Genomic DNA, 26467 nt, shown 5'->3' on the forward strand with positions numbered 1-26467 from the left:
CGCAACGCCTCCCCTTTTTTGACGTATTTGTAGGTCTTTTATTGGTAGGCCTGATAAGCGTAGCGCCATCAGGCAATTGCAAAAGCACATTGCCGGATGGCGGCATAAATGCCTTATTCGGCCTACGGTTACGATTTCTTTTTATTTTTGTACTTCAAGGATAATCAACACATGTTCACAGACACTATCAATAAGTGTGCGGCTAACGCTGCGCGCATCGCACGCCTGTCGGCAAATAACCCGCTCGGGTTCTGGGTCAGTTCGGCAATGGCAGGGGCCTACGTTGGCCTCGGCATCATCCTTATTTTTACCCTCGGTAACCTGCTCGACCCGTCCGTACGTCCGCTGGTGATGGGTGCAACCTTTGGTATCGCCTTAACGCTGGTCATTATTGCCGGTTCAGAACTGTTTACCGGTCACACCATGTTCCTGACGCTCGGCGTCAAAGCGGGCACCATCAGCCACGGCCAAATGTGGGCTATCCTACCGCAAACTTGGCTGGGAAATCTGGTCGGATCCGTGTTTGTCGCCCTGCTTTATAGCTGGGGAGGCGGCAGTCTGCTGCCGGTCGATACCAGCATCGTCCATTCGGTCGCGCTGGCGAAAACCACCGCGCCTGCAACGGTGCTGTTCTTTAAAGGCGCACTGTGTAACTGGTTGGTTTGTCTGGCAATATGGATGGCAATCCGTACCGAAGGCGCGGCAAAATTCCTCGCTATCTGGTGGTGTCTGCTGGCGTTTATCGCTTCCGGCTACGAGCACTCGGTGGCCAACATGACGCTGTTTGCCCTCTCCTGGTTCGGCCATCACAGCGAAGCTTATACCCTGTCAGGAATTGGTCATAACCTGCTGTGGGTGACACTCGGTAATACTTTGTCCGGTGTCGTATTCATGGGATTAGGTTATTGGTATGCTACGCCAAAATCGGAGCGTCCGGCTCCGGCAAAAATCAACCAGCCAGAGGCGGCTGCTAATAATTAATTAAGGGGTAATGTCGTGGACCATTTGCCTATATTTTGTCAACTACGTGACCGCGACTGCTTGATCGTCGGCGGTGGTGATGTCGCAGAACGCAAAGCGCGGTTACTGCTGGAAGCGGGCGCCCGTTTAACGGTTAATGCACTGGCGTTTATTCCGCAGTTCAAAGTATGGGCAGATGAAGGCATGCTGACGCTGGTTGAGGGACCGTTCGATGAGTCCCTGCTCAACACCTGCTGGCTGGCTATTGCCGCCACCGATGACGATGCCGTCAACCAAAGCGTCAGCACCGCCGCGGAGTCACGTCGTATCTTCTGCAACGTGGTCGACGCGCCAAAAGCAGCCAGTTTTATCATGCCCTCCATTATCGACCGCTCGCCGCTGATGGTGGCGGTCTCCTCCGGCGGGACATCGCCGGTGCTTGCCCGTCTGCTGCGTGAAAGGCTTGAATCCGTACTGCCTCAGCATTTGGGCCAAGTCGCACAATATGCCGGCAAGTTGCGCTCTCGGGTGAAGAAACAGTTTGCCAGCATGGGTGAACGTCGCCGCTTCTGGGAAAAATTGTTCGTGAATGACCGCCTGGCGCAGTCGCTGGCGAACAATGACCTGAAAGCCGTCGAGGAAACCACCGAGCAAATGCTCAGCGAACCGCTGGATCACCGTGGTGAAGTGGTGCTGGTTGGCGCCGGTCCTGGCGATGCCGGCCTGCTGACGCTGAAAGGGCTACAGCAGATCCAACAAGCGGATGTCGTGGTCTATGACCGCCTGGTTTCCGACGACATCATGAACCTTGTACGCCGCGATGCAGACCGAGTGTTCGTCGGCAAACGTGCGGGCTATCACTGCGTACCGCAGGAGGAGATAAATCAGATCCTGCTGCGTGAAGCACAACAGGGCAAGCGCGTGGTACGACTGAAAGGTGGCGACCCGTTCATCTTTGGCCGCGGTGGTGAAGAGCTGGAAACCCTGTGCCATGCAGGTATTCCATTCTCTGTAGTGCCTGGTATTACCGCAGCCTCTGGTTGTTCAGCCTATTCCGGCATTCCACTGACCCATCGTGATTACGCTCAGAGCGTGCGTCTGGTTACCGGACACCTGAAAACCGGCGGTGAGCTGGACTGGGAAAACCTGGCGGCCGAGAAACAGACACTGGTGTTCTACATGGGGCTAAATCAGGCGGCCACCATCCAGCAAAAACTGATCGAGTTTGGCATGCCCGCAGACATGCCGGTTGCGCTGGTAGAAAACGGAACGTCCGTGAAACAGCGCGTCGTCAACGGCGTGCTTACACAACTCGGTGAACTGGCGCAACAGGTTGAAAGCCCGGCGCTGATTATCGTCGGTCGCGTGGTTGGACTACGCGATAAGCTGAACTGGTTCTCGAATCATTAATTGAATGCTAATAAATGCCCTGATATTCAGGGCATTTATTTATGATTCACAAAAGTTAATATTTAATCTAAATAAAATATCATCCATAGCATTCATCAATTTATTAAAAATAGATACATTTCATAGCATTTTAATTCATTAAAAATATAATTTACCCTAACATTATCATGTCCTTATTCGGACTATTTAAAATCTTCCTTAGTTGATATCTTAACCGCCGAGAAATGGATTTCATCCATTTAAAAAATAGATATCTTACAAGGATTTTATCATGTTTAAATTTGCAAAAATCACCATCGTGGCAGGTGTGCTGGCTACGCTGACCGCATGTACTGGTCATATCGAAAACACAAAAAACAACTGTAGCTACGATTATTTATTCCATCCAGCAATTTCAATTTCTAAAATTATTGGTGGCTGCGGCCCGGCTGCAAATCAATAATATACGCGATTGCGCAGATACAAAAAAACCGGGAATTTCCCGGTTTTTTCATTTTAGATTTACGCTCACTCACATGCACTCACGCTTTCCCGCAAAATCCGCAGCACCGTGTCCTCGCCACTGCGATTGGGATTAATACGAATCGCATAGTCGCCCAGCTCTGGATTCGCTTCACGGAAGGTCCCGGAGAGGCGATAAAACAGCGGCGGGATTTCATATTTCGACTCCGCTCCTACCGGATACGGTAGCGCACCTCTCTCTTGCGCCGCTTTCAGCACACGGGCGGCAATCGGCTGGTGAAACTCAACGATCAGCACCTTCGACTGGGCATTAGCAATAACCGCTTTTTTCACCTCAGGTATCGCTCCACTATCGAGCAGATTCAGCAGACGCTCAGAAACGCCAGCCTGCACCGCATGCATCACCGGAGCGAAAACCAGACCGCGAAGTACCTCGAGCGCCTGCGCTCCCTGGATCTGGCTGCCGCCGGAATAGAGGGTGCTACGAATTTTAGCGATGACCTCTGCCTTGCCGACAACCGCCCCTACGCCTTCCGGGCCGAAGAGCTTAAAGCAGGAAAAGGTGGACAGCGTCGCCCCACACTCGCAGCCGATACCCTCTACTTTCATCACCGCGTAGTTATCATCGGTTAACGTCGGCACGTCACACCGTGTAATTTCCGCCAGTACCTCGGCTAAAATATAGCTGTCCTGTGGTTGTTGACGCGTATGCTGCACCAACGCTGCATCGGGGCGGTGCTCAGTGATAGCCCGCTTAATCGCCGAAAGATCGTTGAAATCAGTCCTGACCAGCACGATCCCCATCTGATCAATAAGCACCTGTGTAGTGGGATACACAGGCGCATCATGAACCAGAAGCTGCTGGCCGGGTTTGAGCAGTGCGGCCAGCCCGGCGCGAATAGCCCCGGTGCCAGCACCCTGAACCAGCACGGCGGCTTCAGCATGAAACGCCTCGGCCAGCACCTTTTCCACACGCTGCGTGACCCGGGGCTGATTCAGCCCCGGGGCCAGCCCCAAATCGCCACCGGCCAGAAAGTCAGCGCCAGGAAAGTGACGGCAGAGCGTATCCACCAGCGCAAACTGCTTTTGTTGTGCTTGCGCGAGCGTAAGACTTTGCAGAGGGAACGTCTTCATGTTTTACGCCTCCTCAGGCCGGAACAAACAGACCAAACCAGTAGAGAATATTCAGCACAATACCCGTAATCATCACCGCCACGACCGGGGCCGCCATCTTCTGCACCGGACGCCCTATCGATTCGTTAAGGAAGTAAATCGCTACCGCAATCGAGAAACCGGTGTAGCCCGCCATCTTGATGGCGGCAAAAATCGAGCCTATCAGCAGCGCCATTTCCATCAGCATATTCATCGCATTACGAATATTGTCCGATGCGTTACGCACTGACGGATAACGCCCCAGCCATTTGCCAATTGAGCGCAGCAGCAGCACTTCCGCGGAAATCACGATAGCGCCCAGGATGGCCGCTATCCACGGGTTCGGAGCCAGATAACCAACGGAATAAACAAAGGTGAAGCCCGCTACCGCGTATACACCGGTTGCCAGCGCGGTGGTGGCAATCAACGGCACAAAACCCAACCCACGCATAAATTCCGCCAGCGCCGCCTGGTTAATCAGCGTCTGCGATTGCTCAGGCGTAATCCCCGCTGAATAGGCTTTTTCCAGCGTAAAAATTGAGACCTCGCTACCAGCAAAAATTTTCATACTGGCAACGGCGGCAATCAGCGCGCCAACGATGGCAATATACGGCAGGTTTTTAATAATCCGTGAGGTTCGTTCTTCAAAGACAGATAACCCGCTGGCATCCATCTCTTCATCGCCACGATGGCGAATATCATGCGTAATGGCGATCGCCAGCAGCATCATCATCCCCACAAAAATCTCAATTGATTCCGGGTTCAGATGCGGGAAGTAACGCACCACCACCACGCGGGTCATCAGTACCACCACCGCCGCGATAATGCTGTGTTTCCAGCCAAACTGGTAGAAAATCGCCACCAGCGGGAAGAGTGCGAATGCAGAAACCACCGGCGAACTTAATTCACCCAAGCTACCCAGCACATCCACCGGCAGCGCCGTGAGCAGATGGTTCACCGGCAGCAGGCAGGTCAGAATCAATACGCCCCAGATAGCGCCCAGACCGAACGCCAGCAGGCTGTTCATTGCCAGCACGCCGAGAATATCCGTCGGCAGGAACAGCAGCCAGGCGTTGAGCAAGCCGGTTTTCAGGGTAAAGGAGATCCCCACTGACGCGACAAAGCCGATACTCAGACCAAACGCGATACTTCCCGCCTCACGGCGGTTCATGTACCCCTCGATCAGCTGCGGCAGAATCGGGCGGATGCCGTCATGAAAGACGGCCGCCGAGCGGTGTGCCAGAAGTGACGTCATGCCGGTCAGGCAGGCCACCACCACAATCTGAATATACAGATCCATAGTCATGCCTTTTATTTCAGGTGGTTAACCAGCATCGGAATCGCATGTTCAACATGTTCGACGGAGAGACCAAACGCCACTTTCCCTTCCGCAACCATTTTTGCGATATGTTCGTCTTTCGCCTTAATACCCGGCTTGGCGATAGTGCAGCTTTTGTTGTAGCCAATCACCGCGATGGCAATCGACAGTGCTGCACCCGCGCCGGTGTTACAAGCGCCGATGTAGTAATCCAGTTGTCCGGATTTCACCTTCATCGCCGCTTCCATATCGTTATGAATGGAGACTTCAAAGCAGCCCGGTGCTGCGGTTTCGATGGTTTTTTTAATCTGCTCACGCTGTAAGCCAGCAACGCCAATCTTTTTCATGATTCTGTCCTTATTGGAAAAATTTTGAGGGGTTATCACGTAACATCATGTCCACATCGGCCTGACTGAATCCTGACTGGCGCAGCTGTGGGATAAAGGTGGTTAACAGATAGTCGTAGCCATTGCCGCCATTGGCTTTTAAATGCGAGCGGCGGGTAATGTCCATAGAGAGCATGACGTGGCTAAGCAGTTCGCGATCGCGTATCGCGTGCAGCATGGCGATGCGTTTCTCGTCCGGGTAATAGTTGTTTTTTCCGATGGTATCGAATTGCACATACGCGCCGAGCTCGATCATGCGTAAGATATTGTCGAGATTATCTTTCAGGTCGCAGTGACCCACGGTTACGCGGGAAAGGTCGACGCCGTGCGCCTGTAGCAACACCAGTTGTTCCACTCCCATCGTGCTAAAAGAGGTATGGGTTGAGATGGGGCGTCCGGTTTCGATGTGTGCCCGCGCCGCGGCGATAAACACCTTCTCTTCAAGCGGCGTAATCACGCCTTCACTAGAGCCGATTTCCGCGATAATTCCGGCCTTCAATTCAGTACCATCAATACCGATGACTATCTCATCGACCATCTCCTGCGCGAGCTGTTCCACGCTTCGGGCCGCAACATGTTCAGGGAAGAACGCATCCTGGTAATAGCCTGTGCAGGCCACGACGTTAATTCCGGTATCGCGCATCAGGTCGAGCATGAATTGCGGATTACGTCCCATATAGCGGTTGGTCATCTCAATAATGTTGCTGACGCCTAACGCCCGGAGATCCTTCATTTCCTGACAAATGAGATCGTACTGATCTAACCGGCAGTCGAGGTTATTCTTAAATCCGGAGAGATCGATATGCAGATGTTCGTGGACCCAGGTGTAGCCCGTCGGATCAAAGTTCATAAGGTGTCTCCTGTAAGGCGCAATGCCGAGAGAAAAGAACAGCCGTTTTGTGGCGCCGCCGCGCCGAAAAATTCACACACCGTAGCGCCAACATCGGATAACGTCGCCCGGATACCTAATTGCGCAGGCTCCAGCCCCTGTTGATACACCAATACCGGCACAACTTCCCGGGTATGGTGGCTGTGCCCTATGGTCGGATCGTTGCCGTGATCGGCCATGACCACCAGACAGTCATTTGGCTCCATAGCGGTCAGAAGGCGTGAAAGATTAAGATCAACAAGCTGCAGCCGTTCGGCATAACGTGCGACGTCTTCAGCGTGTCCGGCGAGATCGGTTTCCTGAATGTTGGTACAGATAAATACCGTCGACTCCGCGTTAAATTCGTTAAGCGTGATATCCATAATCTGCTGGCTATCTACCAGGTTTTGCCAGCTGCGCCCGTGCGGATTGCCAACGATGTCCGCCACTTTACCGACCAGCACGGTAGGGATTCCGGCGTCATGCAGTTTTTGCGGTACCTGTACCTGCTCATCTACGCCAAAGCCCATATGCCTGACCTGAAAACCGCTTTCATACACGCCGGAGCGTGGGGCATTAATGCCGACAAAGCGCCCTTCCATCGTTTCGGCGGCATCCAGAATGCGCTGGCTGTTCGCAAGCTGGCCGCCAAAGGTGATGACGCGCCCGACCTGAACCTGTTCACGCACTACGCGGCCAATCTTTAGCACCTCATCAAACGCAATGGCGGACAGGTTGGCAGTGACGTTGTAGACCTGACCTAAATCCGCCTCTAGGTTATCGCCCACTGCAACCGCATCGTTGACCCACAGAAACGCCAGTTCGCCGCCGCGACGTTCCACCTGCCAGCCTGCGGCTTTTAGCGCTTGCTCAACGCGATCAATGACGTCGCTAAATGGCATCCGCAGCGGGGCCTGAGGCCGTGTGCCTAAAATCTCCTGATGGCCCATAAAGGTATCTCCCCCTTCATGCTGCAGTTCCGCAACGCCCCAGACCGCCGATTCCGAAGGTTTCATCACGCCAGGCGCAAAGCCCAGAGCGTTAATCAGCCCCAACTTCTCAAGCGTTGGCAGCCGTAACTGCGGGAGTTCGCCCAGGATATGACCACAGGTATTCGCTCCGGCATCCTGCGGCCTGACCCGCGTGACGTCTTTCATTGCGCCAACGCCAAAACTGTCGATTACCAACACCACGAATCGGGCCATTAGTCCTCCAGAATATTGCCGAGACTGTCGTATCGCGCGACGATTTCAGCTACGCCGCGCTGAATGCCCGACACCAGCACCACGTCGCTACGCGTCACGAAGATCTGGGTGCGAAAACAGAAAATCACCGCGCTGCTCACCGGAAACTCACCGGCCACAGGCAGGTAGTAGTCAATGCTGCTGTCGTCGACGGGTTTAAGCTTTGCGGCTATAGGCGCGTCATTTTCTGGCGTAAAGACCAGCGCGTTTTGCGCGTGACCACGACGGTAATAGCCCCCGCCATAGCAATAACTGTCCCCACGAAACGTGTGTGAAACCTCGCTTAACCACAGCATCGCAATGCGTTCCGGCTGGTCGCCTTTTTGGTTACAAGGAATGGTGCCGGTCAGCGCATGACCCGGCTCAGCATGGGTGACGCCATATTCCGCCAACAGGGGAAGTGACGCGCAGCTACTGGCTGACGGCGCATTAAGTTGCTCAATGGCAATCCCGGCTTCCGCCAACTGACGTCGGGCGCTCACCAGCGTGTGCAGATTAGGCGTCGGCATCGTCTGCGCTGATTTTTCATCCCATAACAGGCAGGGGAAATGGGTTAACCCGCACAGACGCAGGCCCGGCAGGCTGCCGATTTCATTGACCACATCCGTCAGATACTTCAGCGGAAATCCGCTTTCCTGCCCCGGATAGAGAAAATCATCCTTGTCATACACCTTCAGCATCACGTTCTGTTCACAGCCGGCCTTCACCGCCGCAGCCGAAACTTCGCGCGCTTTCTCCAGCGAGAACAATGTGATGACCTCAGTGCCTTGCGCCACTGCCTCATTGACCAGCCGCGACGGGATCTGCACCAGATGTCCCTGATGCGCAACCGGTAACCCGGCGCGGCGCATGACGCGGCTCTCCTTGTAATCGACAACCACGATGCCTTCATAGCCAAGCTGCAACAGTTTCTCTGCCAGCCACGGGTTACGTCCTACCTGTTTGGTCATCAGATATAGCGAGATGCCATGTTGCCTGGCGACATCCAGCAGGCGTTTGCCATTCTCAATGACCTGATCAACATCAATGACCCAACTGTCAGGCGCGATCTTCCCTTGCTGCCACAACGCGATAGCGGCGGAGATAAGTGCGGGGTTCTGGCGTTTCAATGCATCTATAAACATTTCTCTGCCTCGTTCTAATCCTTCAGTTAAATATTCATTTTTTTGAATATTTAGAGTGCAATAAGCTCATTGCCCATTGATTTCAGACGCCTTCGTTCGCCGCCATCCACAATCCGTACAGGTTAGCCAACATATAGCCTTCTTCATTCGCGTGCGGCGTCACCGTGAACTCTTTCAGCAGCGCCTGATGTACCAATAAAATAGTTGGCCACAGATGAGATTGCGCCAACTCCTCCAACAGCTCACCATCCAGTGCTTCAATCACTTCCCCCTGGCGACTGCGCATTAGCGCGCTCGCCATATGGGTCATCGCCATGGTCCCTTGCTCGCTATAAACCGGCAAACACCACTCTTCATCCAGCCGCCTGACCACCTGCAGCATGCCGCTACAAATATCCTTGTCGATAACGCCTGCTTCACACAGCAGGTTAAGCCTGTTTTCCATGTCGTTTGCCTTCACTTAATAACTGGGTTCCTGTTCACCGTTCGCCACACGTTGTTGGTGGGCAAGCAGCGCCTCTTTGTTAACAACGGCGCGCAGTAGCTGCTGCATCGCATAATCCTCTGCGCGGGTAAGTACCACGGCCTCCGTGGCCTGCAGAAATCGCGGGTCGTTGGTGAGCGGCGTGGCTTCTAACCCCAGTACCGCCAGCTCGGCCTCTGCAACCACGTTCCAGATAACCGCATCCACATCCCCTTTCGCGATGCGCTGCAAGCTTTCGTGATAAGGCATATCGATCAATTCAACGTTACGGTTGCCAAAACAGGCCTCGGTCATGATTTTCTGATCCGCCGAACGGTTATCGAGCCCGACACGTTTTACAACTGCAGATTCGCCCTTGCGACAAATTAGCTGATGCTCGCCAACGTAGGTATGCGGTCCCAGCGCCAACGTGATGCGCAGCCCGTCCTGAGCAAGGTAACTTTCCGCTGCCAGACGAGAAACCACCGCCATGTCGTAGACGCCGTTTAGCAGGCATTCCACGCGAATATCAGCCCCACGCATGTGTGCGTAATAAAACGGGATCCCATCGAACTGCGCTTTCAGCCCACTCGCCAGCCCTTCATATAAACGGGTGTAAGGCAGCGGCATCGCACAGACCACGTTATTAATATCCACATGCTTTAGCAGCGTACGGTTATCCATATCCACCAGATAGCTACCGTTACGCCCACGACGCTCAATACGGATTGCCCCAGAGGATTCCAGCGTTTTCAACGCAGCCTGGGTTAACCCTACCGATGAGTGACACTCGGCAGCCAGTTCATCGATAGTTTTCAATCTGTTACCGCACTTCTCACCGAGCAGGTAACGGGCCAGGGTTGTCAGCACAACCCCCTCTTTCTTGATAAATGTCCGACGCATTTTATATTTTCAGTAAATTGAATATTTATATCTTCATTAAAGTGAAGATATAACGCAATGAGGAAATATGCAAACGGCGAGACGCTTCACATTTTTTGAGGTTCACAAACCAACAGGCGAAAAAAAACCGGGCGTAACCCGGTTTCTTCAACAACACAGAGCGCATTACGGCTTGGCGACAAAACCAATCGCTTCGTAAACGGCTTTCAGCGTAACAGACGCACGTGCGCTGGCTTTTTCCGCACCGTCTTTCATCACTTTCTGCAGGAAAGCTTCATCGTTACGGAAACGGTGATAACGCTCCTGAAGCTCGGTCAACATACCGGAAACGGCCTCTGCGACTTCACCTTTCAGATGACCATACATTTTGCCTTCGAAGTGCTGTTCCAGCTCCGGAATGCTCTGGCCGGTGACCGCAGAGAGGATATCCAACAGGTTGGAAACGCCCGCTTTGTTCTGCACGTCGTAGCGTACAACAGGCGGCTCTTCAGAGTCGGTCATCGCGCGTTTGATTTTCTTAACCACAGATTTCGGATCTTCCAGCAGACCGATCACGTTGTTGCGGTTGTCATCCGACTTGGACATTTTCTTCGTCGGCTCCAGCAGCGACATCACGCGCGCACCGGATTTAGGAATGAACGGCTCAGGCACTTTGAAGATCTCGCCATACAGGGCGTTGAAGCGCTGGGCGATATCGCGGCTCAGTTCCAGATGCTGTTTCTGATCTTCGCCAACCGGTACCTGGTTGGTCTGATACAGCAGAATGTCTGCCGCCATCAGTACCGGATAATCAAACAGGCCGGCGTTGATGTTCTCCGCATAGCGTGCGGATTTATCTTTGAACTGGGTCATACGGCTCAGCTCGCCGAAGTAGGTGTAGCAGTTCAGTGCCCAACCTAACTGTGCATGCTCCGGTACGTGAGACTGCACGAAAATTGTACTTTTTTCAGGATCGATACCGCATGCCAGGTACAGCGCCAGCGTATCGAGCGTTGCTTTACGCAGCTGCTGCGCATCCTGACGAACGGTGATGGCATGTTGGTCAACGATGCAGTAGATGCAATGGTAGTCATCCTGCATGCTCACCCACTGACGCAGCGCACCCATATAGTTGCCAATGGTCAATTCACCTGAGGGCTGTGCGCCACTAAAAACGATGGGCTTAGTCATTTTTTGATTCCTGATTTTCGCTATGCGGAAGCCCGAGAGCGGGCAGTAGTTCATTAATACGGTCGTAAATAACGTCGGGCTGGCTCAGCGCGATCGACTCACCGTAGTTGTAGCCATAGGTCAGGCCAACGGACGGACAGCCAGCAGCTTTTGCCGCCTGAATATCATTGCGTGAATCCCCTACGAAGAGCATTTGCTCAGGCTTGATGCCAAGCTTGCTTGCCACCAGCAGCAGCGGATCCGGATGCGGTTTTTTATTCTGCACGTCGTCACCACCGATGACCACGCTAAAGTATTTGGCGATATCTAATGCTTCGAGTAATGGTGCGACAAACGGGGTCGGTTTGTTGGTCACCAGACCCAGCGGCAATCCTTTCGCATGCAGCGCGCCCAGCGTGTCGGCAACATCAGGGAACAGGAATGTCCCCTCTTCTGCGACATCACCGTAGTATCTGTCGAACAGCTTACGCAAAATACGTACCTGTTCCTCAGCGGGAATATCATCATCAACGGGCGGTTTACCCATCGTTTTACGTAATGTCGCGCGCTCCTGACGAGACCACGCCAGCGCGCGCTCCATCAGTACGTCTGCACCGTTGCCAATCCAGGTGATAACGCGTTCTTCTCCGGCAACCGGCAATTCCAGCGCATACAGCGCCATATCCACCGCTGCGGCTAATCCCGGCGCGCTGTCGACCAGCGTACCGTCGAGGTCAAATGCAGCGCCCCGAATATCCTGAAACTTATCCATGACTTACCTTCGCCAGTTCATTGCGCATTTCATCAATGACTTTTTTGTAGTCTGGTTGGTCGAAAATCGCGGAGCCTGCGACAAACATATCTGCGCCTGCCGCGGCAATTTCGCCAATGTTGTTCACTTTGACACCGCCGTCCACTTCGAGGCGGATATCGTAGCCAGATTCATCAATGCGACGACGCACTTCGCGCAGCTTATCCAGCGTTTGCGGGATGAAGGACTGCCCGCCAAAGCCTGGGTTAACGGACATCAGCAGGATCACATCGAGCTTATCCATGACGTAGTCCAGATAGCTCAGCGGCGTTGCCGGGTTGAACACCAGGCCCGCTTTACAGCCATGCTCTTTGATCAGCTGTAAAGTGCGATCGACATGCTCGGAGGCTTCCGGGTGAAAAGTAATGATGCTGGCACCGGCGGCGGCGAAGTCCGGGACAATACGATCGACCGGTTTCACCATCAGGTGAACATCAATCGGGGCAGTGATGCCATATTTACGCAGCGATTTCAGTACCATCGGTCCGATGGTCAAGTTCGGTACGTAGTGATTGTCCATGACGTCGAAGTGCACGACGTCGGCACCGGCAGTCAGCGCTCTCGCAGTGTCCTCACCCAGGCGGGCAAAATCAGCCGACAGAATTGAGGGGGCGATCAAATACTGTTTCATCCGCTTCTCCTTGAGATTTATTTCTTCGCAGGCGTTACAACTCCTGGCTTATACAGTGCCAGCAGTTCGTTCACCTTTTTACGCGTGCCGCCATTGCTGCTTATGCTGCGCCGCACTTTGACCTGAAAATGTTTCGCCGCTCGGTACCATTCACGGGTATCGGGCGTATCGTGGTTCGAAATTAACACTGGGATCTGCTTACTGACCAGCTTTTCTGCCATCTCGGCCAAATGCGCCTGCTCTTTCGGGCTAAAGCTATTGGTGTGATACGCAGTGAAATTTGCCGTCGCCGAAAGTGGTGCATAAGGCGGGTCACAATAGACCACAGAGTTGCTATCCGCACGGTCCATGCACTCTTCATAGGAGAGGCAATGGAACTCCGCATTCTGCGCTTTCTCAGCAAAATGGTACAACTCGGCTTCCGGGAAGTAAGGTTTTTTATAACGCCCAAACGGGACGTTAAACTCGCCGCGCAGGTTATAACGGCATAATCCGTTGTAACCAAAGCGGTTCAGATACAAGAACAGCACTGCTCTGCGGAACGGATCCTGGCTGGCATTAAATTCTTCTCTGAACCGATAGTACACCTCAGCCTGATTGGTTTCAGGCATAAACAGCTCACGAGAAGCCTGCACATACTCATCGGTACGCGTCTTCACGATGTTATAGAGACTGATAAGGTCGCTGTTGATATCGGCAAGAATATAACGAGAAAAGTCGGTGTTGAGAAACACCGACCCGGCACCCACGAAAGGTTCAATCAGGCACTCACCCTGAGGTAAATGCCGTTTGATATCATCAAGCAGGGGGTATTTCCCCCCTGCCCATTTCAAAAAAGCGCGATTTTTTTTCATGCTGACTAACTAATTACACCTTCTCCGGCTGTGGAGAAAGCTCCGACAGCATCCTGCGCTTTAGTCTTTGTCCCGCAATTGGGCGAAACAGCAAACCATTGCAGAACATATCCTATCTTACTTCAAATCGGCCTGAACCTGGTGCAGCGGTTTTGCCCACGGGTTTTTCGCCTGAATATCAGCGGGTAACGTAGACACTGCACGTTTCGCATCTTCTTTAGACGCATACACGCCTGTCACCAGAACATACCACGGTTGACCGTTACGCGTCGTCTGGTACACCACATAGTTCTTCAGGTTTTCTTTCTTCGCCCAACCGTTCAGATTGTCGTAGTTAGAAGAACTGCTGAGCTGCAGCGTGTAATGGCTGGACGGCGCAGATTTTAACGCTCCAACGTTACCTGCACTTTTCGCTCCGCCAGCAACAGGTGTTGTCGTTGTTGCTGTCGCCGTTGGCGCAGGCGTTGCGGTCTGTGCTGGCGCCGTCGTGGTTGCTTTCGGCTCAGCGGTTGCTTTCGGCGTAGCGGTTACCACAGGCGCTTTGGTTGTGGTAGTCGGCGCAGTTGCGGTTGGTTTTGCCTGGGCAACAGGTTTCGGCTCTGTCGGCGTCGCTTTCACCGTAGTTTGCGGTTTGCTCTTCGGCTCAATTACGGCCTGTTTACGTTCCTGATGCGTAGCCGCAGGACGTTCAGTCGTTTCCGTTTTCGCAGTCTGGCGCGCAGCATTACCATTACGCATCGGCGCAACGGTCGCAGGTTCGGTCGGCAGCGTAGAGTTAACCACAGCGTTGTTAACTTGCTCCTGGCCTTGCGGTTGTGTCAGAGCGTTGTTCAAATCGCCCTGCACTTCAACACGCTGCTGCCCTTCAGTTGCCGCAGGTGCCTGACCTTGAGTCGGGGTAGAGGAAATCGGTGGCAGGGAAACATCCTGCTGGGTATTGCCAGCAGTCTGCTCTGCGCCCGTTGCAGGTGTCGTTGCACTCGCCTGATCCGTTGCATTGCTGCCAGAGAGATCGATGCTCTTCTCACCAGATGCTGCCTGCTCATTGGAAGAAGATGAGGGGGCTTTCAGCGCAGAACCAATGCCGATAATCAGCAGCAGCAGTACCAGAACACCCACGCCCATCATCATATACTGGCGGGAGGCAGGCTTGCTGGCGACTTTCTTACGCTTGCGCGGACGACGTTCTACACGCTCTTCATCCACGGTATCGTCATCAGATTCATACTCTTCTTCAATGTTCTGCTCTTCATCACGCTCTTTGCGTGCGCGCGCAGGACGGCGATCGTCAGCATCCAGATCAACATCATCAAAATTGATTTGCGGCTCATTATCGCGTTCAGACGATTGACGAGAACGACCAGTACGACGATCGCTGGGATCGGGTTTCAGCTCGTCTTCTGGTTTGAATTCATCCATTTAACACCCCACTCAAAGGTTAATGCTTACGACTTTGCACATAACCTGAAGCTAAAAGACCTACGTTTCGCAACGTAAGCCTGACCTTTCTTGTTGTTACGCCTGCTGGCAATCAGCAATAGCGTTAAGAACCACCTCGTGCGACACTCCGCCGCGCACTTCACTCTTCCCTATCGCTCGCGGAAGCACCAAACGAATCTCTCCCGCTAACACTTTTTTATCTCGCAGCATGTGCGGCAGATAAGCCTCAGTGGACATTTCACGCGGCCCATTCACCGGTAAGCCTGCTCGCTGTAACAGCGTAATGATGCGCTGCGTATCAGCGGAGGTGAACTGACCCAAACGTTCAGACGTACGGGCAGCCATTACCATACCTGCTGCAACTGCTTCACCATGTAACCAATTGCCATAACCCATTTCAGCTTCGATCGCATGGCCAAACGTGTGCCCCAGATTCAGTAAAGCACGTAAGCCCATTTCGCGCTCGTCTGCTGCGACAACTTCTGCTTTCAGCTCACAACAACGACGAATACAGTACGCCATCGCCGGACCGTCCAGACGCAACAACGCATCCAGATTGTCTTCCAGCCAGCTGAAAAATTCACCGTCAAGAATGATGCCGTATTTGATCACTTCCGCCAGCCCCGATGCCAGCTCACGCGCAGGAAGCGTTTTCAGACAATCGAGATCCACCACCACGGAGGCCGGTTGGTAAAACGCGCCAATCATGTTTTTACCGAGGGGATGGTTTACGGCGGTTTTGCCGCCAACGGAGGAGTCGACCTGCGACAACAGGGTTGTCGGGACTTGAATAAAACGAACACCACGTTGATAGCTGGCTGCCGCAAAACCGGTCAGATCGCCAATCACGCCGCCGCCAAGGGCAACTAACGTGGTATCACGACCGTGCGGTTTTTGCAGTAACGCGGTGAAAACCGTATCCAGAACCGTCAGGCTTTTATGCTGCTCGCCATCGGGAAGGATAACGCTATCAACGTTAACACCCGCCTGTTCAAGTACGCCGCGAACCTTATCGAGATAAAGGGGGGCCAAGGTTTCGTTGGTCACCAACATAACCTGATCGCCCGATTTCAGCGGTAAGAATGAAGCTGGCTCATTGAACAAACCAGCCGCGATGGTGATAGGGTAACTACGTTCCCCGAGAGTGACTGTGATCCTCTCCATTACGCGACATCCACCTTAGTTACTTGTACCCGCAGACGAGTGTGTATTCAGCCAGAATTAGTTGCTTTCCAACATATGAATAATCTGGTTTGCTACGACTTTTGCGCTCTGATCGTCGGTGCGAATGGTCACGTCAGCAATCTCTTCGTACAGAGGATTGCGTTCGTCAGCCAACGCTTCCAGAACTTCACGAGGCGGTGATTCTACCTGCAGCAACGGGCGTTTCTTGTCACGTTGAGTACGCGCAAGTTGTTTTTCAATTGTCGTTTCAAGATAGACCACGACGCCACGCGCGGAAAGACGGTTACGTGTTTCACGTGATTTTACAGAGCCACCGCCAGTTGCCAGCACAATACCCTGTTTTTCCGTCAACTCGTTGATGACTTTTTCTTCGCGATCACGGAAGCCGTCTTCACCTTCTACATCGAAGACCCAGCCCACATCAGCTCCGGTTCGTTTCTCAATCTCTTGATCAGAATCGTAAAATTCCATATTGAGTTGTTGAGCTAACTGGCGCCCAATAGTGCTTTTTCCGGCACCCATAGGCCCAACCAGAAAGATATTGCGTTTCTCTGCCATTTTTTCGGTACTACTAAGACTATTCGTTAATGGTAAACCCGCTTCGCAGACACCCAGCGCAGCAGGACATGAACTGAAACCTCATAAGATATTGCGAGAGTCAGACTGAAAATTATCTCAATACTCAAGCGGGTTTGGCAACTGAATAAATCACCAAACCTAACGCATTTCTGGTCGTGGCAGGCATGCTACCCTGCAAACATCAGACCTGGCGACGTATCGCGCAGCCAAATGACACCCAATAAGCCTATGGCACACCACCGGAAAGGCAAAGCGTATTCACTGCCGCATAAGTAAAGAAAAGTACCGACGCTCAAATCGGTACTCCTTGTATGCTAAATACACCCTCACGTCAAATCCCTGAAACGTGTTCAGTGCAAAAACAACGGCTTTTCATGCATAAGTTATTCCGTTGAAACCAGTCTGGGCGTTATAAAGACCACTAATTCGCGCCGTTCATCTTCTTTACCATCATGGCGAAAAAGAGAGCCAAGCCAGGGAATGTCGCCTAATAGCGGCACGCTGTCGGCTGCGGATTTATTCTTATGTGAAAAAATCCCGCCAAGCGCAATCGTCTCGCCGCTTCTTACCTCGACCTGCGTTTCAATCTCTTGCTTGTCGATAGCCAACACTTCGCCATCTGCCTGCTGTAGAACCTGTCCCGGAACATTCTGGCTGATATGCAGTTTCAGCCTGATTCTCCCTTTCTGCAACACCGTTGGCGTTACCTCCATCCCCAGTACCGCTTCCTTGAACTCGACGGATGTCGCACCGCTTTCACCGCTGGAGACCTGATAAGGGATCTCACTGCCCTGCTTAATACTGGCAGGTTGCAGGTGAGATGCCAGTAATCGTGGACTGGCAATGATATCCAGTTGCTGTTTTTGCTCCAGCGCAGACAACTCCAGTTCCAGTAAACGACCGTTAATACGGCCAATGTTAAATCCCACACGGGATGTGGCGGTGGCTACAGAGAGATCGCTGGCAAGCGTTGTGACATTCCCAACCGCCCCCGGTTGTTGTGCGTCAGCCAGTGACCACTTCACCCCCAGCTCACGCAAACTTTTCTCATTAATGGTGACGATATGCGCCGCCAGTTCAACCTGGGCAACCGGCAAATCCATTTGCGCCACCCACGTTTCCAGGGTGTTGAGAACAACACGATTGTCACGCAGCAGTAAGCGGTTGGTTCGTTTATCCACCGTCATGCTTCCTTTGGCACTGAGCAGCTTTTCTCCGGCTTTTACCAGCTCGGTGGCATCAGCATAGTGCAAAATGATGCTGCGATGTTCCAGCGGAAGACTAGCCTGAATCCGCGCCTGCTCGTTTTCCTGACGAGCCGCATTTTCACTCTGCCATTGAACAGAATGCACATGCAGGACGTTGCCTTCCTGACGTAATACCAGCCCGGCACTTTTTACCACCGTCTGCAATGCCTGCTTCCAGGGGACATCCGTCAAATGCAGCGACAGCACACCGCTGACATCCGGCGAAACCACCAGGTTTTTTTGTTCCTGTTCAGCCAGCGCCTGCAATACCTGCGTAACCGGCACATCATCGACCACCAGCGTCACGTTTTGCGGTTTCGTCGCCAGCGCGCTCGTTATCCCGACCGCCAGTGCCATTACTATCAACGCTATCCATCGCTTCATTTACCGCTCCTTGTCGCTGCCACTGCCACCGCGGCGGTTCGCAGTTTTTTTCTGTGTCGAGGGTTATGTTCTGGGCCGTTATCTGCATAATCGTCCAACCGTTTTTCAGGACGTCATTTCGCTTAACCCGCCGCCATTTTTTCTGGCTATCCTGAACGATGCCGATGGGTCGTGTGCCCTGACTCACCATGCCCTGAAAACGCCATGTCGACAGCTCAGCAATTTGACAACGGTCCTCCGGCGGCAGGAAGGGATTACGCATACCGGTGAGTATCAGTACGCTTATACATGCCAACAACCAGCGTTCAACCATCATTCAGGCGCTCCAGCTGTAGCGTTAGCAGCAGCTCTGTGCCTTCTGCGCTAAGCGAAAATCGGCTGACGTTCATCCCCTGATCCGCCAACTGGACAAACGTCAGCGGGATAGCATCCCAGGCCGATATCAGCGCCATCTCTCCCCCCTGAGCTGAGGGTTGCCAGTGGATAAGACGGGTAAGTGAATTCTGAAACAGCAGCGGGGAGAACAGGGTCAGTTTCTCTTCAGACTCTGCTGGTGATGCCGCCAGCAGATATACATCTCGCCATTGCATCTGAATAGCCGCACGTTGCTGGACCAGCGACTCGCGTTGCATAGTCCGCTCCCGCGCTACGGGGTAAAGACATAGCGTCACCAGTATGAGTAACCCCAACATCCAGCCGCACCAGCATATGATTCGAAAGCGTGGCGACTGCGCTAACCAGACATCACAGAGCGTTATCATGCGCACCGCTCCGTGTCAGTCGAAAGTGGAATTGCCAGCGTCCCTGCGCATCCTGCTGCGTTTCTCCAGGGCTGTTCAACATAAACAACGGCAACTGGCGTAATTGCGCTTCCAATGCCTTCAATGCGGCAAAGTTCAGTGTGTTTCCCGTCAGTTCCAGCGTGTCCTCCTGCCAGGTCATTTTTGTTAACCACGCCTGCTCCGGCAGTAATTCCGCCAGCCCTTGCAAAGCCCGCTGCCAGCTTCGGGTCTGCTCACGCTGTTTGTTCCGCGCCTGAACCTGCTGCCATCGTTGCTGGCGCTGTTGCATACGCGGCTTCAGCGCCATGAGGGCCTCGGCCCGCGTCTTTTCGGCGTCTGCCAGCAACAATTCAGCCCGATTTTCTACACTCAAAGCGCTGTAATAGCGCAACAACACGCCAATACTAAGCAAGAGTGAAGCGCTAAATAAGATGCCCCAGAAGCGCAGGCAAGCGTAACGCCGAGCCTGACGCCAGGGCAGAAGATTAATGGTCGCAATCATCAGTACACGCCCCCCATAGCGAGTCCCAGCGCAATGGCGAAGTGATGGCTTTGCGTTGGAATGGGCGGCTGGCGTACAAACACGGCGCTTAAAGGATCGAAGCCGCCGGGGGAGCATTGCGCAATGGCTGTCGTGGGCAGAGATAATGTCGTGGCAAGCTCCTCGATACAGCTAATATCGCCCGTTGATTTACGTCCCCATGCTGAACGGGTCGCCCATAACCACTGGGCATCATCACGCCATACCAGACACTGGTGATGCTCCGGCAGGAAGGGAATAAATCGCTGTAACGCGCTGGCGTCCGGGGTAATCGCCGTAACCTGCACCTTAAGGGTTTGGATAAGCGTCAGAAGCGCTGAAATCTCTTTGCTTTGCGCAGCAGTGACGTTAAACGCCGGGCTCAACGTGTCTTCGCTATAATCAAAATGCAGCGCATCCGGCGCCATATCCAGTTCACGCGCCATCGAACCGGACAACCATGCGGTTTGCTCTGGCTCGCGTAACGTCATTGTCGGACGAGGAAACTTTTTTTGTAACGTCCTGTTGGCGGGAAAAGAGAGATGAATATGGTGTCGGCGAGGGAGCTCCCGACTCCACGACAGTAGCGCGGCGACCAGCTGTTCAGGCTCGCGAATGTGACCATCGACGATAACCTGAGGCGTCAGCGGAATACGCCACCAGCGTTGCAGATACCAACCTGATGCTTCGCGAACGATAGCGACAGCCAGCACTTCATGTTGCTGAATATGCAGACCAATTTTCCAGATATTGAAAGCCATTGCTGATGATCTCCTTATCACCCGTCGCTTTAACGGGTATATCAATGCGTCTGGCTTGCCTTTATACTACCGCGCGTTTGTTTATAAACTGCCCAAATGCCACTAAATGGGAAATCTCCAGTGAAGTTCGTAAAGTATTTATTAATCCTTGCAGTATGTTGCATCCTGCTGGGAGCAGGCTCGATTTATGGCCTTTATCGCTATATCGAGCCGCAATTACCTGACGTCGCGACGCTCAAAGATGTGCGTTTACAGATCCCGATGCAGGTTTACAGCGCTGACGGCGAGCTAATCGCGCAGTATGGCGAGAAACGTCGAATCCCGGTCACTCTGGATCAGATGCCGCCGGTAATGGTTAAAGCCTTTATCGCCACAGAAGACAGCCGCTTTTATGAGCACCACGGGGTAGACCCGGTGGGGATTTTCCGTGCGGCCAGCGTAGCATTGTTCTCTGGTCACGCGTCGCAAGGGGCGAGTACCATTACCCAGCAGTTGGCGAGAAACTTCTTCCTGAGCCCGGAACGTACGCTGATGCGTAAGATAAAAGAAGTGTTCCTGGCGATCCGCATTGAACAACTGCTGAGTAAAGATGAGATCCTCGAGCTGTATCTGAACAAGATTTACCTGGGGTATCGCGCCTATGGCGTGGGTGCTGCCGCGCAGGTCTATTTCGGTAAAACGGTGGATCAACTCAGCTTAAGTGAAATTGCGGTGATTGCCGGTCTGCCAAAAGCGCCGTCAACCTTCAACCCTCTCTATTCGATGGACCGGGCAACCGCGCGACGTAACGTTGTACTGTCGCGTATGTTGAGCGAAAACTACATCACGCAGGCCCAGTACGATCAGGCGCGCGGCGAGGCCATTGACGCCAACTACCACGCGCCGGAAATCGCTTTCTCTGCACCGTATCTGTCTGAAATGGTGCGCCAGGAGATGTATAACCGTTATGGTGAGAAAGCCTATGAAGACGGGTATCGCATCACCACCACCATTACACGCAAAGTACAGCAGGCAGCTCAGCAGGCAGTACGCAACAACGTGATGGATTACGACATGCGCCACGGCTACCGCGGCCCGTCGAACGTGCTGTGGAAAGTGGGCGAAAGCAGTTGGGACAGCAAAAAAATCACCGATACGCTGAAAGCGCTGCCGACTTATGGACCGCTGTTACCGGCGGTTGTTACCAGTGCCAATCCGCAGGAAGCCATTGCCGCGCTGGCGGATGGTACGTCAGTGTCATTACGCATGGATGGCATGCGCTGGGCGCGTCCTTACCGCTCGGATACTCAACAAGGCCCAACGCCGCGCAAAGTGACCGACGTGGTACAGGCCGGCCAGCAAATCTGGGTACGCCAGGTGGGCGATGCCTGGTGGCTGGCGCAAGTGCCAGACGTCAACTCCGCACTGGTCTCCATCAATCCGCAAAACGGCGCGGTGCTGGCACTGGTTGGTGGTTTTGACTTCAACCAGAGCAAGTTTAACCGTGCAACGCAGGCGTTACGCCAGGTGGGTTCTAACATCAAGCCATTCCTGTATACCGCCGCGATGGATAAAGGTCTGACGCTGGCGAGCATGCTCAATGACGTGCCAATCTCCCGCTGGGATGCCGGTGCTGGTTCCGACTGGCAGCCGAAGAACTCCCCGCCGCAGTACGCCGGTCCTATCCGCTTACGTCAGGGGCTGGGTCAGTCGAAAAACGTGGTGATGGTACGCGCCATGCGCGCCATGGGCGTGGATTACGCGGCAGAGTATCTGCAACGTTTCGGTTTCCCGGCACAGAACATTGTGCATACCGAGTCACTGGCGCTGGGTTCGGCTTCGTTCACACCGTTGCAGGTGGCGCGCGGTTACGCAGTGATGTCTAACGGCGGCTTCCTGGTCGATCCGTATTTCATCAGTAAGATCGAAAGCGATATGGGCGGCGTTATCTTCGAAGCGAAGCCGAAAATTGCCTGCCCGGAATGCGATATTCCGGTGATTTACGGCGATACCCAGAAATCTAACGTGCTGGAAAACAGTAATGTAGAAGATGTCGCCGTCTCGCAGGAACAGCAGAATGCCGCCGTGCCTATGCCGCAGCTTGAGCAGGCTAACCAGGCACTGGTCGCGCAAAGCGGCACACAGGAATACGCTCCGCACGTGATCAACACACCGCTGGCCTTCCTGATTAAAAGCGCGCTGAACACCAATATATTTGGTGAACCAGGCTGGATGGGAACCGGTTGGCGCGCAGGTCGCGATTTACAGCGTCATGATATCGGCGGGAAAACCGGAACCACCAACAGCTCTAAAGATGCGTGGTTCTCCGGTTACGGACCAGGCGTGGTGACGTCAGTATGGATCGGCTTTGATGATCATCGCCGCAACCTTGGCCATACGACAGCTTCCGGCGCGATCAAAGACCAAATCTCCGGCTACGAAGGCGGTGCGAAGAGTGCGCAGCCAGCATGGGATGCCTACATGAAGTCCGTGCTGGAAGGCGTGCCTGAACAGCCGTTGACGCCGCCACCGGGTATCGTAACGGTCAATATCGATCGCAGCACAGGACAACTGGCAAGCGGTGGCAATAGCCGCGCAGAGTACTTCATTGAAGGCACTCAGCCGACGCAACAGGCGGTGCATGAAGTGGGGACGACCATTATCGATAATGGTGAGACGCACGAACTATTCTAATCTTTTGCCGGATGGCGACGCCAGGGGCGTCTTATCCGGCCTACATTTTCGGCGCAATTATTTGAAAGTGCTGAACTCTGTAGGCCGGATAAGGCGTCAGCCGCCATCCGGCAATATAAACTACAATCGCCCCTGCCCTTTCAGCCATTCGCGTACGAGGAACAACGCACTGACATTACGCGCTTCGTGAAAATCAGGATCTTCCAGCAGGTCCATCAAATGCGCCAGCGGCCAGCGCACCTGCGGCAATGGCTCAGGTTCATCACCCTCCAGCGATTCAGGATATAAATCTTCTGCCACCACGATGTTCATCTTGCTGGAGAAATAAGATGGTGCCATGCTGAGTTTCTTTAAAAACGTCAGATCTTTTGCGCCAAACCCCACCTCTTCTTTCAGCTCCCGATTCGCCGCCTCAAAAATGCTTTCGCCAGGATCGATTAATCCCTTGGAAAAACCCAGTTCGTAAGATTCGGTCCCGACTGCGTACTCGCGGATGAGGATCATGTGGTCGTCAACAATCGGCACAATCATTACCGCTTCACGCGTGGATGGACGCATACGTTCATAAACGCGGCGTACGCCATTGCTGAACTCAAGGTCCACGCTTTCGACTTTAAACAGCCGGGATTGGGCGACGGTTTCCACTTTCAAAATCGTGGGTTTCTGTAATGATTTGCTCATTGTGAGGATCTTTGCTGTGAAATCTGGGGTTATTGTGCGATATACCGCACGGTTTCGGCAATGTGAATTGCCGTTTATTTACATTTATGTAACGCACTAAAAGTTAATCCCTATTTCAAATTAAAAGTCAATAGGTTGAAATAACTCCAGGAATTTGCTGATATTCCATTTTTAGTGATTTTGCTATGATTCGCTTTTACTGGGCTGTACTTAAAGATGCTCAAGTTCGACTCCACACTTGCCGATAGCCAACCACAGAATCACGAATATTGAACAGGGTGCGACTGACCACGCCTGACAGACTAAGTAAGATGGGGAAAGCATGAGCACCATTCTGATTTTTTTAGCTGCTTTGCTGGCCTGCTCATTGCTTGCAGGATGGCTACTCAAATCAAAATCCAGGCAGAAAAATTTACCCTTGAGCAGCGTCTTCTCAGACGCCTCGAAACGTAAACTCGCGCCTGAAGAACGCACTGCCGTCGAAAACTATCTCGAAAGCCTTAGTCAAATTCAGCAAGTACCTGGTCCAACTGGAGCCAGTTCTGCGCCAGTCTCATTAACGTTGAATGCCCAAAGTAATAGCGTCATCGTGCTTACTCGTTCGATTACACGTTACGGCATCACTACCGACGATCCTAACAAATGGCGCTACTATCTTGATTCCGTTGAGGTACACCTTCCCCCTTTCTGGGAACAATACATCAATGACGAAAATAGCGTTGAGATAATCCATACCAATACAATACCGCTGGTTATCTCGTTGAACGGCCATACGCTGCAGGAATATATGCAGGAAGCGCGTGGCTATGCGTTGCAGCACACCGCTTCTACCCAGGCATCCATTCGTGGTGAAGAAAGTGAGCAGATTGAACTGCTGAATATTCGCCAGGAAACCCATGAAGAATATGCGCTCAGCCGCCCTTCGGGATTGCGCGAGGCGTTGCTGATAACCGCATCATTCCTGCTGTTCTTTTTCTGTTTGGTTATCCCGAATACGTTTGTTCCGTGGGCAGTCGGTGGCGCGGTGTTGCTGTTAGCTGCGGGTCTGTGGGGATTATTCGCCCCGCCGCCCAATACCGCCCTGCGGGAAATTCATTGTCTGCGCGGTACGCCGCGTCGCTGGGGGTTGTTTGGCGAAAACGACCAGGAGCAAATTAATAATATCTCGCTGGGTATTATCGATCTGATCTACCCACCTCACTGGCAACCTTACATCGCCCAAGACCTTGGCCAGCAAACGGATATCGATATTTATCTCGATCGCCACGTTGTCCGCCAGGGGCGTTTTTTATCTCTGCACGATGAAGTCAAAAATTTCCCGTTGCAACATTGGCTGCGCAACGCCGTCATCGCTGGCGGCTCGTTGCTGGTACTGCTGATGCTGCTGTTTTGGATCCCGCTGGATATGCCGATAAAGGTCACGCTTTCCTGGATGAAGGGCGCGCAAACTATCGAAGCCACCAGCGTTAAACAGCTCGAAAACGCGGGCGTTCGCGTGGGTGACACGCTGCACCTGAGCGGTACGGGTATGTGTAATATTCATACCCAAGGGAGCTGGAATGCGCAGCCCACCACGCCGTTTATGCCTTTCGATTGCTCGCAAATTATCTGGAATGACGCACGCGCATTACCACTGCCCGAATCCGATTTGGTGAATAAGGCCACTGCGCTCACGCAGGCCGTGAACCGCCAGCTGCATCCCAAACCTGACGATGACTCTCGCGTCAGCGCATCGCTACGCTCGGCAATCCAAAAGTCCGGCATGGTGTTACTGGACGATTTTGGTGAGATTGTCCTGAAAACGGCCGATCTGTGTGCAGCCAAAGATGAATGTGTACGCTTAAAGAATGCGCTGGTTAACCTCGGTAACAGCAAAGACTGGGCCGCGCTGGTAAAGCGAGCGAACGCAGGCAAACTGGATGGGGTGAACGTGCTGCTGCGTCCGGTAAGCGCTGAGTCGTTAGATAATCTGGTGAATACCTCTACGGCACCATTTATTTCACGCGAGACTGCGCGAGCGGCCCAGGCGCTGAATAGCCCTGCTCCCGGCGGTTTCCTGATTATCAGCGATGAAGGCAGCGATCTGGTCGATCAACCGTGGCCGACGACCTCGCTATATGACTATCCTCCCCAGGAACAGTGGAACGCCTTCCAGCGCCTGGCGCAGATGCTGATGCAGACACCATTTCGCGCAGAGGGGATCGTCACCAATATTTCGACTGACGCCAATGGCACCCAGCACATTGGCCTGCACCGTATCCCGGATCGTTCAGGGTTATGGCGCTACCTTGGCACGACGCTGCTGATGTTCTCCATGCTCGGATGCGCTGTCTACAACAGCGTGCAGGCATTCAGACGCTACCAGCGTCACCGCACCCGCATCGCGGAAATTCAGAGCTACTACGAAAGTTGCCTGAATCCAACGCTGATTGACGACCCGGAAAGCCTGATTCGATAACACGCTCGCACGACAGGATATG

General features: G+C 53.3%; 26 protein-coding genes. 5 read left to right on the forward strand and 21 right to left on the reverse strand.

What is annotated here, in order from left to right:
- Positions 1-171: 171 nt before the first annotated feature.
- From nirC to OGV89_RS01345, 3 genes are all read left to right on the forward strand, one after another.
- The gene (nirC, locus tag OGV89_RS01335) at positions 172-981 is read left to right on the forward strand and encodes a nitrite transporter NirC (protein WP_003023587.1); all 810 of its coding nucleotides are present in this window, start codon (positions 172-174) and stop codon (positions 979-981) included.
- Positions 982-996: 15 nt separating this feature from the next.
- Positions 997-2370, forward strand: a complete 1374-nt coding sequence (gene cysG, locus OGV89_RS01340; protein ID WP_003847958.1) for a siroheme synthase CysG — start codon at positions 997-999, stop codon at positions 2368-2370.
- Between the two features lie 271 nt (positions 2371-2641).
- Positions 2642-2812, forward strand: coding sequence for a YhfL family protein (locus tag OGV89_RS01345; RefSeq protein ID WP_003837939.1), 171 nt, complete (start codon positions 2642-2644; stop codon positions 2810-2812).
- Between the two features lie 65 nt (positions 2813-2877).
- Here the strand turns inward: OGV89_RS01345 and OGV89_RS01350 are convergent, their stop codons facing one another.
- The 20 genes from OGV89_RS01350 to OGV89_RS01445 all read right to left on the reverse strand — a co-directional run bounded on the left by OGV89_RS01350 (position 2878) and on the right by OGV89_RS01445 (position 20633).
- Positions 2878-3966: an aminotransferase class I/II-fold pyridoxal phosphate-dependent enzyme gene (locus OGV89_RS01350; RefSeq protein WP_286558037.1), complete on the reverse strand. Its 1089-nt coding sequence runs from the start codon at positions 3964-3966 to the stop codon at positions 2878-2880.
- Positions 3967-3979: 13 nt separating this feature from the next.
- A complete protein-coding gene (locus tag OGV89_RS01355) occupies positions 3980-5284 on the reverse strand; it encodes a YhfT family protein (RefSeq protein WP_046671293.1) in 1305 nt (434 codons plus the stop codon).
- A gap of 11 nt (positions 5285-5295) precedes the next feature.
- Positions 5296-5649, reverse strand: coding sequence for a DUF2620 domain-containing protein (locus tag OGV89_RS01360; RefSeq protein ID WP_003023576.1), 354 nt, complete (start codon positions 5647-5649; stop codon positions 5296-5298).
- 10 nt (positions 5650-5659) lie between these two features.
- Positions 5660-6538: a phosphotriesterase-related protein gene (locus OGV89_RS01365; protein ID WP_048232915.1), complete on the reverse strand. Its 879-nt coding sequence runs from the start codon at positions 6536-6538 to the stop codon at positions 5660-5662.
- On the reverse strand, positions 6535-7761 hold the full coding sequence (locus tag OGV89_RS01370; protein ID WP_286558041.1) for a phosphopentomutase: 1227 nt from the start codon (positions 7759-7761) through the stop codon (positions 6535-6537). Before OGV89_RS01370 ends, OGV89_RS01365 begins: the two co-directional genes overlap by 4 nt.
- Positions 7761-8924: a YhfX family PLP-dependent enzyme gene (locus OGV89_RS01375; protein ID WP_003847973.1), complete on the reverse strand. Its 1164-nt coding sequence runs from the start codon at positions 8922-8924 to the stop codon at positions 7761-7763. Before OGV89_RS01375 ends, OGV89_RS01370 begins: the two co-directional genes overlap by 1 nt.
- A gap of 82 nt (positions 8925-9006) precedes the next feature.
- On the reverse strand, positions 9007-9369 hold the full coding sequence (locus OGV89_RS01380; RefSeq protein WP_003847975.1) for a hypothetical protein: 363 nt from the start codon (positions 9367-9369) through the stop codon (positions 9007-9009).
- Between the two features lie 15 nt (positions 9370-9384).
- The gene (gene yhfZ / locus OGV89_RS01385) at positions 9385-10290 is read right to left on the reverse strand and encodes a GntR family transcriptional regulator YhfZ (protein WP_003847977.1); all 906 of its coding nucleotides are present in this window, start codon (positions 10288-10290) and stop codon (positions 9385-9387) included.
- 165 nt (positions 10291-10455) lie between these two features.
- Positions 10456-11460 carry a tryptophan--tRNA ligase gene (trpS, locus tag OGV89_RS01390; protein WP_003023564.1) on the reverse strand — a complete coding sequence of 335 codons (1005 nt, stop codon included), beginning with the start codon at positions 11458-11460 and terminating at the stop codon, positions 10456-10458.
- Entirely contained in the window at positions 11453-12211 is a 759-nt protein-coding gene (gene gph / locus OGV89_RS01395; protein ID WP_003837920.1) for a phosphoglycolate phosphatase, read from the reverse strand. The genes trpS and gph overlap by 8 nt, the downstream gene beginning before the upstream one ends.
- The gene (gene rpe / locus OGV89_RS01400) at positions 12204-12881 is read right to left on the reverse strand and encodes a ribulose-phosphate 3-epimerase (RefSeq protein WP_003023561.1); all 678 of its coding nucleotides are present in this window, start codon (positions 12879-12881) and stop codon (positions 12204-12206) included. The genes gph and rpe overlap by 8 nt, the downstream gene beginning before the upstream one ends.
- 17 nt (positions 12882-12898) lie before the next feature.
- Positions 12899-13735, reverse strand: a complete 837-nt coding sequence (gene dam, locus OGV89_RS01405; protein WP_003023558.1) for an adenine-specific DNA-methyltransferase — start codon at positions 13733-13735, stop codon at positions 12899-12901.
- A 117-nt stretch (positions 13736-13852) separates the two neighbouring features.
- Positions 13853-15154, reverse strand: coding sequence for a cell division protein DamX (gene damX / locus OGV89_RS01410; RefSeq protein WP_032937261.1), 1302 nt, complete (start codon positions 15152-15154; stop codon positions 13853-13855).
- Positions 15155-15250: 96 nt separating this feature from the next.
- Complete coding sequence (gene aroB / locus OGV89_RS01415; protein ID WP_003837915.1) at positions 15251-16339, reverse strand: 3-dehydroquinate synthase; 1089 nt, start codon at positions 16337-16339, stop codon at positions 15251-15253.
- A 57-nt stretch (positions 16340-16396) separates the two neighbouring features.
- The gene (gene aroK, locus OGV89_RS01420) at positions 16397-16918 is read right to left on the reverse strand and encodes a shikimate kinase AroK (protein WP_003023552.1); all 522 of its coding nucleotides are present in this window, start codon (positions 16916-16918) and stop codon (positions 16397-16399) included.
- A 404-nt stretch (positions 16919-17322) separates the two neighbouring features.
- Positions 17323-18570: a DNA uptake porin HofQ gene (gene hofQ, locus OGV89_RS01425; RefSeq protein WP_032939331.1), complete on the reverse strand. Its 1248-nt coding sequence runs from the start codon at positions 18568-18570 to the stop codon at positions 17323-17325.
- Positions 18473-18886 carry a HofP DNA utilization family protein gene (locus OGV89_RS01430; protein WP_003847985.1) on the reverse strand — a complete coding sequence of 138 codons (414 nt, stop codon included), beginning with the start codon at positions 18884-18886 and terminating at the stop codon, positions 18473-18475. Before OGV89_RS01430 ends, hofQ begins: the two co-directional genes overlap by 98 nt.
- Complete coding sequence (locus tag OGV89_RS01435) at positions 18876-19331, reverse strand: HofO family protein (RefSeq protein WP_032939332.1); 456 nt, start codon at positions 19329-19331, stop codon at positions 18876-18878. Before OGV89_RS01435 ends, OGV89_RS01430 begins: the two co-directional genes overlap by 11 nt.
- Positions 19315-19854, reverse strand: coding sequence for a PilN domain-containing protein (locus OGV89_RS01440; protein ID WP_003847989.1), 540 nt, complete (start codon positions 19852-19854; stop codon positions 19315-19317). Before OGV89_RS01440 ends, OGV89_RS01435 begins: the two co-directional genes overlap by 17 nt.
- The gene (locus tag OGV89_RS01445; RefSeq protein WP_003847992.1) at positions 19854-20633 is read right to left on the reverse strand and encodes a type IV pilus biogenesis protein PilM; all 780 of its coding nucleotides are present in this window, start codon (positions 20631-20633) and stop codon (positions 19854-19856) included. The genes OGV89_RS01440 and OGV89_RS01445 overlap by 1 nt, the downstream gene beginning before the upstream one ends.
- A gap of 120 nt (positions 20634-20753) precedes the next feature.
- Between OGV89_RS01445 and mrcA the strand changes: the two genes are divergently transcribed.
- Complete coding sequence (gene mrcA, locus OGV89_RS01450; protein WP_003837905.1) at positions 20754-23306, forward strand: peptidoglycan glycosyltransferase/peptidoglycan DD-transpeptidase MrcA; 2553 nt, start codon at positions 20754-20756, stop codon at positions 23304-23306.
- A gap of 120 nt (positions 23307-23426) precedes the next feature.
- Here the strand turns inward: mrcA and nudE are convergent, their stop codons facing one another.
- Complete coding sequence (gene nudE / locus OGV89_RS01455) at positions 23427-23987, reverse strand: ADP compounds hydrolase NudE (protein ID WP_003023537.1); 561 nt, start codon at positions 23985-23987, stop codon at positions 23427-23429.
- A 322-nt stretch (positions 23988-24309) separates the two neighbouring features.
- Between nudE and igaA the strand changes: the two genes are divergently transcribed.
- On the forward strand, positions 24310-26445 hold the full coding sequence (gene igaA / locus OGV89_RS01460; RefSeq protein WP_086529785.1) for an intracellular growth attenuator protein IgaA: 2136 nt from the start codon (positions 24310-24312) through the stop codon (positions 26443-26445).
- The last annotated feature ends 22 nt before the right edge of the window (positions 26446-26467 follow it).

It is taken from the genome of Citrobacter sp. Cf125, from assembly GCF_030333935.1.
Taxonomy (GTDB): Bacteria; Pseudomonadota; Gammaproteobacteria; order Enterobacterales; family Enterobacteriaceae; genus Citrobacter; species Citrobacter freundii.